The sequence below is a fragment of the Empedobacter sp. UBA6305 genome, from assembly GCF_002440405.1.
GTDB lineage: Bacteria > Bacteroidota > Bacteroidia > Flavobacteriales > Weeksellaceae > Empedobacter > Empedobacter falsenii_B.
This window is the reverse complement of the sequence record NZ_DJTP01000015.1, coordinates 1-9,803: the sequence shown is the minus strand read 5'-3', so window position 1 is coordinate 9,803 and position 9,803 is coordinate 1. Positions and strand designations below refer to the sequence as shown.

Below are 9,803 nucleotides of genomic sequence, written 5' to 3'. Positions count from 1 at the left end.
AATCAAAATGCACAACGGGTTGATTCTTCTAACTTTTATCAAATTAAAATTAATTATCAAAAGACAAAACAAAATTTTTATTTGATAGTAAATTCAAATTATTTAATCTTTGCTTGTGTAGAAAAAAATAGATGCTTTGATTTGAAATTTATTGACTTTCCTATTGAATTAATTTCACAATTAAAAGCCGAAGTAAATTCAAGTTTGATCCTTCTAAATCCAAAAGAATTAAATAAAAAAGTAAACATTTCTGATTTAGAATTATTAGGTGAATCAGAAATTAAACAGATCAATTATTGGAAAAGTAAAATACTGGGAGAGATTGTTTTCAATTGTTTTGATTAAACTTTTCGTTTAATAATTTTCTTACGTTTTCTTTTCTTAAAAATAATTCGAATTAGACGATAACCATATGTTACCTTTTTATTTTTTGTGATAATAGGAAATGCCATTGTGCACATCAACGAAATACAAGCAGTTGTACCTAATGCCCCTCCATAACCATTGAAAATTTTGCTCGTATAATGCAATAAAACTGCAAATAAAATTGGAGAAAAAACTAACGAAAAATAACTAATATTTATGGTTGATGATACCATTCCAATGAAAGTTCCGCCAATTACATACAACGGAATATTTTTGGTATAAAACTCTGGTAAAATTGTTGGAAAAAAATAGAAAAATCCACCGACAATCATTGCAATCATTGCAGAGGCACGAACTGGACCTTGTTTGAAACGAATGTTTAATTCATATGTTGTTAATGAAGCAATTATTGAAAACATCATTAATATTAAAAATTCAATAATCATTAGCCAATAATTAATTTAAACAACAACATACTCAACAAAACGCCTATAAATGCTAATGTTCCTAGCTTTCCACCCACACCAACAAATAAAGATTTTGTAGCAAAAAATAACAAGGCAGTAAAAACTCCAGCCGAAATAATCATCCAATAAACATACTGAAAATCAAGCGAAGTCATCCCAATGAAAGCACCACAATAAATTGGTCCTGCAATTTGTTTTAGATATTCTGAACGAGAATTAAACTTCGTTAAAAAAGAACCTAAAGTTCCTATAATTCCTGCAGAAAAAACACCGCCTAAACCTAATTTATTATTGATCAAATATGTAATTATTGCTGCAATAGGAATCCATAAAACCAAAGTTTTACGATCAAAAGAATATTCGTGATGATGCAGTGGAAACTTGCGGTAAACCACAATCAAAAGTAAACAAATTGCAGCAATAATGTAAGGAACAAGATAATGTTCTATTCTTTCGTTCATTATCGAAAATAAAAACAGAAACTGAATTATAAAAATAATCAGTATCGTGACAAATTTTATGATGCGTTTGGTTTGCACAATTATTTTTTGAAGTTGCAAAGTTAGTGACTTGTTTTAACAAAATAGAATAATTTTTATCAGTAAAGTTGTAAAAATTTCTTAAACTTAAAACAATATGAAAACACTAGAAAATTTGAAATTTCAACATCATTTAACAAAGAATCTATTGAATGATGAATTTTAACAATTCGTGAGTTTCCACAAAAAATTCAGAATGAAATCACCTCTCTTTCAGAACCTAAATTCGAACAATAATATCGTTCTGAAGGCTGCATCAACGTTGGGTTACTTTGTTAAATTCTTTTGTTGAAAGTGATTGGGACAAAAAATTTCGTCATCAGTAAACAAATCTTGCGATTTATGCTTGGAATTGCAATCATCATTTGGCGCATATACAACAAGCTAATAAAAGTTAGTGTATCTTTGCAAAACATAATCTAACTCATGAAATACATCAATTATTTTCTATTATTTTTATCTACAATCATTAGTATTTTTCTGTTTTTTGTAAGCGCTAATCAAATTGAAGTTGTTCCGAATAAAAATGAAGGTTATAAAGGTGAACAAATTATGCTCATTGAAAAATCGAACGATATACAGTTTGTGAAAAATATAGCTGAAACTTCGGTAGATAAATATGATGTAATGTACAATCAATTATCTGATTTTGCAGCAAAAATGAATACTTGGATTATTTTATTATTTATTCTTCAACTTGCTATGGGCGTACTTTTCTTTCTACAATTTCGAAAAAATAAAAAATCTCAAGTCAACACAAGATTAACTTGAGATTATATTGACTTAAACTATCACAAAAAATAAGTCATTCTACCTAAAAAAATATCTATTCCTCAATTAATTCAGCTGAAAAACCAACTTCCTCAATTGTATCAATAATTTCTTCGTCTGTTGCTTGATTAATTTTTACAGACAAAACTTTGTCTGGATTATCAGTATCAACTTCCCAAGCTTCTAAACCATCTAACTTATCTAAAAAAGGTTTCACTTTGCTCACGCAACCACTACAATTTATATTTGTTTTGAATTTTAATTCTTTTGTTTCCATAACTCTTTGATTTTTGTCTTACAAATTTCGATAGAATTGTTCCAAAACCATTTACAAGATTTCGCTAAATAGTTATATGATTTCTATACTTATTAATCGTTTTGAGCTACTTTTGCATTCAAACAAAACAATTTCAATTTCTTTTACAAATGAGTCAACAAAATGACCAAAATATTATCTTAGCGATCGACGAAAAACCGAAGTTAGGACAAGGTATATTATTAAGTATACAGCATCTTTTTGCAATGTTTGGTGCAACAGTTTTAGTTCCTGCTTTGACAGGAATGTCTCCAGCAATTGCATTAATTTCGAGTGGAATCGGAACTTTAGTTTTCATCTTAATTACACGAGGAAAAGTCCCTTCATATTTGGGATCTTCATTTGCTTTTATCAATCCAATTATCGCAATGAAAGCTTTAGAAACAAACCCAGAAAGTGGAATTGCGACAGGAAGTTTCTTGGTTGGTAGTTTTTTGGTAGGAGTTACTTATTCATTGGTCGCACTATTTATAGCAACGGCAGGAACAAAATGGTTAATGAGACTTTTACCCCCTATTGTTGTTGGTCCAGTAATTATGGTAATTGGTCTGGGATTAGCTTCTACAGCAATCAAAATGGTGACAAATAATCCTTCTGGTGAATATGATTTAACCTATGTTATAATTGGTTTTGTTACCTTAATTATCACGATAATTACAGCAATTTTCAGTAAAGGTTTTTTGAGTGTAATTCCAGTTTTGGTCGGAATTATTGGTGGATATCTTTTTGCAATTACGATGGGAGTTGTCGACCTAAATCCTGTTATAGAAGCTAAATGGTTTATGATTCCAGATTTTACCATTCCTTTTGTAGATTACACACCAACTTTGTCTTGGTATGTTATTTTCTTAATGATTCCGGTCGCAATTGTACCAATCGCAGAACATATCGGACATCAATTAGTTTTGAGTAAAGTCGTGAACAAAGACTTAATCGAAGATCCAGGTCTTGATAAATCGATGTTAGGAGATGGTATTGCAACAATGATTGCAGCTTGTTTAGGTGGACCTCCAAACACAACGTATGGCGAGAATATTGGTGTTTTAGCCATTACAAAAGCTTTTAGCATTTATGTATTTATTGGAGCAGCATGTTTTGCTATTTTATTTGGATTTTGTGGTAAAGTTTCAGCTTTATTAAGTACAATTCCAACACCAGTTATGGGCGGCGTTTCTATTTTATTATTCGGAATTATTGCTTCGAGCGGATTAAGAATGCTAATCGAGAATAAAGTTGATTTCAAGATTAAACGAAACCTTATTATTTCCTCTGTTATTCTTATCATTGGAATCGGTGGTGCAGCAATCCACATTGGAGATTTATTTTCTTTAGAAGGAATGGCTTTAGCTTCTATAATTGGAGTTGCTTTAAATTTGATTCTTCCTGGAAGAGAATTTGTCTCATTCAAAGAAATGTTTGATGAAGAAAATTAAATTATCATAAAATAAAAAGACGAAAATTTATAATTTCCGTCTTTTTTTATTAGATATTTTTTGTTCTTAAACTTCGTCAAAATCAATTGCTAAAGTAGCTGTTTTTGGACGAGAAATACACGCTAACGTCATTCCTTCTTCATAATCAGAATCTGTTAATACATAGTTGTCTCCGATATGCACTTCGCCTTCCGTTATCTTACACATACAAGACGAACAGACACCACCTTTACATGAATAAGGCGCATCAATACCAGCGTCTAACATTGTATCAATCAAATTTTTTCCTCTATCCCAAGTCACTTCAGAAGTTTCTCCATCAAGTGTTACAGTAACTTGAACCGTTTGAGGTCCTTCGTCATGTTTTGTAAAAATATCTTCTGTTTTCACTGAAGGATTAAACATTTCGAAATGAATATGTTTCTCGATAATTCCCGCTTCATTGATTTTCTTCGCTAAAGTCAAAATCATTTCTTCTGGTCCACAAACCATTGCTTCATCGACTTCATTGATATCAATAATTTGATTCAAAATTAAATCAAACTTCTTCTCATCAATTCGTCCGTTGTAAATAAAATTCTCTTGATCTTGACGCGTATAGAAATGATGAATAAAAACATTGTTTGGATATTTTTGTTTCAATTCTGTCAAACGCTCTTTGAACATGATTGAGTTTTCATCTCTATTTACATAAAAAATATGAAAATTTACCCATTCTTCAGTCTGCAAAGTAAACTCTAACATACTCATAATTGGCGTGATTCCACTACCCGCCGTAAAAGCTAATAACGTACGTTTTTCGTTTGGTTTTGTTGGAATTGTAAAACGTCCACTTGGTGTAGAAACTTCCAATTGATCACCAACTTTTAGTTCATTTGCTAAATAAGAAGAAATCTTTCCATTTGGTTGAGATTTAACCCCAATGCTCCATTTTTTATCATTAGGAGATTCACACAAAGAATAATCTCTTCGTTCTCCATTAATATTAAGAGTGATATATTGTCCAGGTAAAAAATTGTATTCTTCGTGTAATTCCTCAGGAACATCAAACGAAATTTGAACAGCATCAGCCGTTAATTTTACAATTTCTTTTACCGTTAATAAATTAAATTTCATAGTCGTATACTATTTATAATTCTGAAAACAACTCGTTATTTAAGATTGTTCTGCTAACTTTGTACAAAAGTAATATTTTAGATTAAATAGAAAAAATATATGGAAATAGCATTGATCGCTCATGATGGAAAAAAAGCTGAAATGGTCAATTTTTTAATGAAACATAAAGAAGCTTTAAACAATAATAATATCACATTTATCGCAACAGGAACGACAGGAAAGTATGCGGAGCAAACTGGACTAAAAGTTACGCGCTATCTATCTGGTCCTCTTGGTGGTGACGCGCAAATTGCTGCTCGAGTTGTAGAAGGAAAAACAGATATGGTTTTCTTTTTTAGAGATCCGATGGGAAAACATCCGCACGAACCAGATGTAAATATGTTATTGAGACTGTGCGATGTACACAATATTCCATTAGCTACAAACCCAGCGACAGCAGAAATGTTATTGGATCATTTAAAATAATTTTTCTTAAGCTAATCTTAAGTTTATTCTTATTGTTTTGGATGATAATTTGTTTAATATTGAATAGAAATTTTAACTGAATATAAATAACAATTCAAAACAAAATCACTATGAATTTAATTAAAAAAACAGCTATCGCGCTTAGCTTATTTGCTTTTACTGGATCATCTGTAGCATTTGCTCAAACAAAAACTCCAACAAAAGCAACTAAGACAGAAACAGTAAAAACAACAACTAAAGCATCAGCAGATAAAAAAGGAACAGATGCTAAAAAGGATGTAAAAGTAACCACAACTAAGAAAACTGAAGTTACCCCTAAAGGTACAACTGATAAAAAAGTAGTTTCAGAAAAAAAAGTGGAGAAAACGACTGTAGCTAAAACTACCACTGCAGGTACTTACAATGGGCACAAAGTTTATGTAGGACCAAAAGGTGGAAAATACTACATCAATGACAATGGAAATAAAACGTATATCAAACAATAGTTTTTATCCGAATAAAAATAATAAAGGCTGTCTTATTTGTTAGGACAGCCTTTTTAAATTACATTTTTATAATAAATATTTTCTGGATTTTGAGGATCGATTAAAATATCAACCTCTTTTCCTTTCTTTAGATTCTCACTTGCGTTAACATCTCCAAAATATTCAAATTCTGTATAATAAATTTTTTCAGTATTTGGATGTTTATAAAAAACTTCAACTATATAGTCTGGCAAATGATTTTCTCCTAATAAACCTCTTTTTATTTCAATAATATGTGCTTTTACTTTTACTCCTTTATTTACTAATCTTGAATGATTTAGGTAGTCAAATAAATTGACAAAACCTAAATATCCCATAAACAAACTACAGAACAGAAAAACTACTCCAAGCAGTTGATTAAAAAATACACCAAGATTTAGAAAAGAGCATATTAGAACAAATCCTAAACTTAGAATTAAACATCCTATTGCGATTGACAATTTCATTATTCTTGTATTTGCTATCTGTTTTTCACAAACCGTACCAAAAACAAAAAATTGTCCTATAAAAATAATTTTATTATAAATTTATTCAAACACCTTAATAAGCTGCTGTAAATCTACTTTTTATATGATTGGCATTTTCAATTTCATCTGCAATCACCACTGCAACATCTTCCACAGACAAAATACTACGACCTTCTGCATTGAAAACAGGTACATCATTCCCTAAACGATACGTACCTTTTCGCTCTCCAGAAGTTCCTTGATGCATTTCTGGCGCTGGAGAAAACATTGTCCAATCCAACTCATTATCTTGTTTCAAGATATTATAATAATCTCTCGCAGCCAAAGCGCCTTGTTTTATTTGCTCAGGAAAATCTGGCGCGTCTACAATTTGCAGTTCTTTTTTATCATTCACATACAGACTTCCCGCTCCACCAACAACAATCAAACGTTTTACACCAGCCAATTTAGTTGCTTCTTCAATTGCTTTTGCGCCTTTCAAATAATCTTCATAAATATTTGGATTTGTCCAACCTGCATTAAAAGCACTTACAACCACATCAGCACCTTTCAAATCTGTCGCCAAAGCTTGCACATCGTTTACATCTAATGCCACTTTAGCTACGTTTTTACTATCCAAAACCTTGTCTGTATTTCTAGCAAATGCTTTGATAGATTGATTTCTATTTACCAATTCTTCTACGATATGTGAGCCTACAAAACCTGTTGCTCCAATTACTGCTACTCTCATTTTATTTAATTTTATATTGTAATTAATTTTGTTACATTTAAAGATAAAAAATTTTACTGAAATTCATCAGAAAATTGTTTTAAAGTTTTATGATTTAACGATTTAATCAACTCTGATTCAGCATTATCAAATAATTTTTCAAGATTATCATTCATTTGTTTACCAACTGGACATTCAGGATTGGTATGATTCATTCTTCCAAAAACATTTTCTTGATTGACAATTTTATAGATATCGCCTAACAAAATATCAGCAGAATCTTTAACTAAATAAATTCCTCCTTCTTTACCTTTTTTCGAATCTATGAAGCCTGCTTCTTTCAAGAATTTAATCTCACGACGAACCACAACAGGATTAACATTAATACTTCCAGCAATAAAATCAGAAGTAATTAATTGTCCTTTAAATTTTTCAGTCAAAACTAAAATATGAATCGCCGTTGCAAACCTTAAATTATTCATTTTTCTAAATCGATGGGACAAATTTAGTACAAAATTTTTAATTGTAACAAATATTGATACAATTTTATTAATTAATTTCTCTTAAATTTGTTGCATACTCCTATACATATGGAAAATTATAAAAAACATTTATCAAATATTATTGATCTCACAGAAGAACAATGGGCAGAAATTGAAAAATTTTTGGTGGTAAAACACATCAAAAAGAATGAATTTATTTTAGAACCTGGCGAATATTCCGAAGATTATTTTTTTGTAGAATCTGGCGTTATTCGTTCTTATACAATAGATGAAAACGGAAAAGAACATGTTTTACAATTTGGTACAGAAAATTGGATTGTAAGTGATAGAAATAGTGCTTTTTGTAAGCAACAATCAAAATTTTATATTCAAGCAATAGAAGATTCTACCGTTATTTTATTGAATGAAAAATTGAACGATTTAATCACTCGATTAAATCCAAATTATTTAGCTGCTCAAAATAAATTAATTCAAAATCATGTACGTAGTTTACAAGATCGTATTAATTTGTTACTTGGTGCATCTGCAAAGACTCGTTATTTAGAATTTATGCGTCTTTATCCCAACCAACTCTCTCGCATACCGCAATGGATGATTGCCTCATATTTAGGCATCACACCCGAAAGTTTAAGTAGAGTTCGTAAAGAAATAGCACATGGATAGTTATAGTTTTGAAATTTTTGTACCAGAAAAACCTAAAAAAAATAATAAACAGATTGCAAAAGTAATCTTATCATTTCTAGCGGTTACTGTAATTAGTTTTGTGTTTTTGGAACTGAAAGTGTTCAAAAATCAAACTTATTATTACATTTTTATTGGGCTTTTAGCAACAGCTGTCGCCTATTGGAATGGTTATTTTAAGCGACCTTCGGCAGAATTGAAAGGTAATTTTGATGGAAAATTGACATTTACAAAAGATACAATTTCTGTAAAGGATCAAACTTTTTCAATCAACGATTTGTTTTCTATTGTCATTGATAATGAAGATTACAAAGGAAAAGCTGTAAAGGAATTTGGAGAATTTGAAAATCCAGAAGGTTCGCACGGAATTAGTAATTTGATTACATTAAAAACAAAAGACAATCAATTTATTGAGGCTTATTTTTTACAAAAATCGTTAAATGAATTTTCTAAAATCGAATCATTTTTAATTCAATATTACAAAAACAATTTACTTTCTGAAGATGATTTAATTTCTATCATGCATTTAGAATATGATATTGATAAGAACGAATTGAGAAAAAAATTAAGATAATTTAATTTTTCACTAACATATAAAAGTTGAGTTACTCTCATTATTTAATGTAATTTTGTACCACTTAAAAACAATAATTTATGCAACCAACAGCAGAATGGTTAAAAACTTGGGAATCTAAAAGAGAATTCACTTTAGCTCCTAATGATTTAGAAAAATATTTTACAGATAAAGAAATTGGAGGTGTAGAAATCGACCAAATTGAAATGGGAGAAGTTTCTTTACCATCAGGTAAAATCTTTGTAAATGATCCTTTGGGAGAATATTTATCAATGGATAAAGATCCTTATTTCCTTGAAACGCCAAAAGGTAATTTTCCTGTAACTGCAAGCATCGTAAAATTTGAAGACGATGGTGACGTTGAGAATTTGATTGGTTGTATCAAAGTTGCTTTTACAAACGAAAAACCTGTTCGTTACGAAGAAGCAATGAAAGGAATTGAATTGATTGACGAATTACAAGAAGGAGAGTATTTTGGTTTTTCTATCGAAAGTGGTTTAGCAACAATTGTTGATGCAGAAGCTAAAGATTCTTTTGTAAAATTTATTGATGAATTCGAGAGTAAAGGTGATGTAAATTTATACGATGATTATTTTAATGCATTATTCGTAGAAAATGCTAAAAATAACCCAAAATATCAGTCAGAAGAAGGAGATTGGATCAATTGGATAATTCCAAATACAGAATTCAAATCGCCAATTTTTCAAGCTGGTTTTGGTGAAGGAATTTATCCCGCTTACTTTGGATACAATGAAAAAGGAGAAATTGTTGCATTTTATATTCAATTCATCGATGCTGAATTAGAAGATTCAGAAGATGATGATGAGTGGTTGTAATTAATTTTTTAGATCTGTAACGTCCTGAAAAAATGA

At 30.1% G+C, this 9,803-nt stretch carries 15 protein-coding genes; 8 read left to right on the top strand and 7 right to left on the bottom strand.

The features are described from left to right. Nucleotides 1-345: hypothetical protein (locus B3M86_RS03660; protein WP_291078971.1), on the top strand; the 345-nt coding region annotated here is incomplete at its 5' end. Here the strand turns inward: B3M86_RS03660 and B3M86_RS03655 are convergent. Both B3M86_RS03655 and B3M86_RS03650 read right to left on the bottom strand, forming a co-directional pair. Next, the gene (locus tag B3M86_RS03655; RefSeq protein WP_291071096.1) at nucleotides 342-785 is read right to left on the bottom strand and encodes a hypothetical protein; all 444 of its coding nucleotides are present in this window, start codon (nucleotides 783-785) and stop codon (nucleotides 342-344) included. The two genes, B3M86_RS03660 and B3M86_RS03655, sit on opposite strands and share 4 nt — an antisense overlap. 26 nt (nucleotides 786-811) lie before the next feature. Beyond that, on the bottom strand, nucleotides 812-1,294 hold the full coding sequence (locus B3M86_RS03650; RefSeq protein ID WP_115000270.1) for a hypothetical protein: 483 nt from the start codon (nucleotides 1,292-1,294) through the stop codon (nucleotides 812-814). A gap of 504 nt (nucleotides 1,295-1,798) precedes the next feature. On the opposite strand from B3M86_RS03650, the gene B3M86_RS03645 reads away from it, so the two are divergent. Then, nucleotides 1,799-2,143 carry a hypothetical protein gene (locus B3M86_RS03645; protein ID WP_221854443.1) on the top strand — a complete coding sequence of 115 codons (345 nt, stop codon included), beginning with the start codon at nucleotides 1,799-1,801 and terminating at the stop codon, nucleotides 2,141-2,143. Nucleotides 2,144-2,198: 55 nt separating this feature from the next. Here B3M86_RS03645 and B3M86_RS03640 read toward each other — a convergent pair whose 3' ends face one another. Then, nucleotides 2,199-2,420 carry a heavy-metal-associated domain-containing protein gene (locus B3M86_RS03640; protein WP_038335762.1) on the bottom strand — a complete coding sequence of 74 codons (222 nt, stop codon included), beginning with the start codon at nucleotides 2,418-2,420 and terminating at the stop codon, nucleotides 2,199-2,201. 149 nt (nucleotides 2,421-2,569) lie between these two features. Between B3M86_RS03640 and B3M86_RS03635 the strand changes: the two genes are divergently transcribed. Then, nucleotides 2,570-3,892: a solute carrier family 23 protein gene (locus B3M86_RS03635; protein ID WP_221854442.1), complete on the top strand. Its 1,323-nt coding sequence runs from the start codon at nucleotides 2,570-2,572 to the stop codon at nucleotides 3,890-3,892. A 66-nt stretch (nucleotides 3,893-3,958) separates the two neighbouring features. Here the strand turns inward: B3M86_RS03635 and B3M86_RS03630 are convergent, their stop codons facing one another. Beyond that, nucleotides 3,959-5,008, bottom strand: coding sequence for a 2Fe-2S iron-sulfur cluster-binding protein (locus tag B3M86_RS03630; protein WP_125349352.1), 1,050 nt, complete (start codon nucleotides 5,006-5,008; stop codon nucleotides 3,959-3,961). Between the two features lie 99 nt (nucleotides 5,009-5,107). Here B3M86_RS03630 and B3M86_RS03625 point away from each other — a divergent pair, with 99 nt between their 5' ends. Together B3M86_RS03625 and B3M86_RS03620 are read left to right on the top strand one after the other, a co-directional pair. Then, on the top strand, nucleotides 5,108-5,473 hold the full coding sequence (locus B3M86_RS03625) for a methylglyoxal synthase (protein ID WP_038335760.1): 366 nt from the start codon (nucleotides 5,108-5,110) through the stop codon (nucleotides 5,471-5,473). Nucleotides 5,474-5,583: 110 nt separating this feature from the next. Then, nucleotides 5,584-5,958, top strand: coding sequence for a hypothetical protein (locus B3M86_RS03620; protein ID WP_052217816.1), 375 nt, complete (start codon nucleotides 5,584-5,586; stop codon nucleotides 5,956-5,958). Nucleotides 5,959-6,011: 53 nt separating this feature from the next. On the opposite strand, the gene B3M86_RS03615 is transcribed toward B3M86_RS03620, so the two are convergent. From B3M86_RS03615 to B3M86_RS03605, 3 genes are all read right to left on the bottom strand, one after another. Continuing rightward, the gene (locus B3M86_RS03615) at nucleotides 6,012-6,443 is read right to left on the bottom strand and encodes a hypothetical protein (protein ID WP_152606146.1); all 432 of its coding nucleotides are present in this window, start codon (nucleotides 6,441-6,443) and stop codon (nucleotides 6,012-6,014) included. A 94-nt stretch (nucleotides 6,444-6,537) separates the two neighbouring features. After that, complete coding sequence (locus tag B3M86_RS03610) at nucleotides 6,538-7,194, bottom strand: NAD(P)-dependent oxidoreductase (RefSeq protein ID WP_291076819.1); 657 nt, start codon at nucleotides 7,192-7,194, stop codon at nucleotides 6,538-6,540. A 53-nt stretch (nucleotides 7,195-7,247) separates the two neighbouring features. Beyond that, the gene (locus tag B3M86_RS03605) at nucleotides 7,248-7,655 is read right to left on the bottom strand and encodes an RrF2 family transcriptional regulator (protein WP_291076817.1); all 408 of its coding nucleotides are present in this window, start codon (nucleotides 7,653-7,655) and stop codon (nucleotides 7,248-7,250) included. A gap of 108 nt (nucleotides 7,656-7,763) precedes the next feature. On the opposite strand from B3M86_RS03605, the gene B3M86_RS03600 reads away from it, so the two are divergent. From B3M86_RS03600 to B3M86_RS03590, 3 genes are all read left to right on the top strand, one after another. Next, nucleotides 7,764-8,339 (top strand): Crp/Fnr family transcriptional regulator, encoded by a 576-nt coding sequence (locus tag B3M86_RS03600; protein ID WP_038335750.1) that lies wholly within the window; start codon nucleotides 7,764-7,766, stop codon nucleotides 8,337-8,339. Then, nucleotides 8,332-8,931 carry a hypothetical protein gene (locus B3M86_RS03595; protein ID WP_286512845.1) on the top strand — a complete coding sequence of 200 codons (600 nt, stop codon included), beginning with the start codon at nucleotides 8,332-8,334 and terminating at the stop codon, nucleotides 8,929-8,931. The genes B3M86_RS03600 and B3M86_RS03595 overlap by 8 nt, the downstream gene beginning before the upstream one ends. 80 nt (nucleotides 8,932-9,011) lie before the next feature. Then, nucleotides 9,012-9,767 carry a DUF4241 domain-containing protein gene (locus B3M86_RS03590; protein WP_291076814.1) on the top strand — a complete coding sequence of 252 codons (756 nt, stop codon included), beginning with the start codon at nucleotides 9,012-9,014 and terminating at the stop codon, nucleotides 9,765-9,767. The last annotated feature ends 36 nt before the right edge of the window (nucleotides 9,768-9,803 follow it).